The 616-nt window shown below is 72.7% G+C and carries 1 pseudogene; it reads left to right on the plus strand.

Features of this window, described 5'->3' with window-relative positions:
• Positions 1 to 616: pseudogene (locus tag KPB06_RS34415) on the plus strand (hypothetical protein); the annotation flags it as partial.

The raw sequence follows: 616 nt of genomic DNA on the forward strand, positions 1-616 counted from the left end.
CGTCGGCGACGGGTGTGGACAGCACGGCGCTCGGCAATTCGGCATCGGCGACGGGCGATGAGAGCATCGCACTCGGCAAGGGCGCGAACGCAAGCGCCGACCAGAGCATGGCGGCCGGCACCGGCGCGACGGCATCGGGCGTGAACAGCTCGGCGGTGGGTGTGCACGCGTCGGCGACGGGTGTGGATAGCACCGCGCTCGGCAATTCGGCATCGGCCACGGGCGATGAGAGCATCGCACTCGGCAAGGGCGCGAACGCAAGCGCCGACCAGAGCATGGCGGCTGGCACCGGCGCGACGGCATCGGGCGCGAACAGCTCGGCGGTCGGCGTGAATGCGTCGGCGACGGGTGTGGACAGCACGGCGCTCGGCAATTCGGCATCGGCGACGGGCGATGAGAGCATCGCACTCGGCAAGGGCGCGAACGCGAGCGCCGAGCAGAGCATGGCGGCCGGCACCGGCGCGACGGCATCGGGCGCGAACGGCTCGGCGGTCGGCGTGAACGCGTTGGCCGCGGGTGTGGACGGCACGGCGCTCGGCAATTCGGCGTCGGCGACGGGCGACGCGAGCGTCGCGCTCGGCAAGGGCGCGAATGCGAGCGCCGAGCAGAGCATGGC

Origin of the sequence: Burkholderia semiarida (assembly GCF_029268935.1) — a bacterium.
GTDB classification, from domain to species: Bacteria; Pseudomonadota; Gammaproteobacteria; order Burkholderiales; family Burkholderiaceae; genus Burkholderia; species Burkholderia semiarida.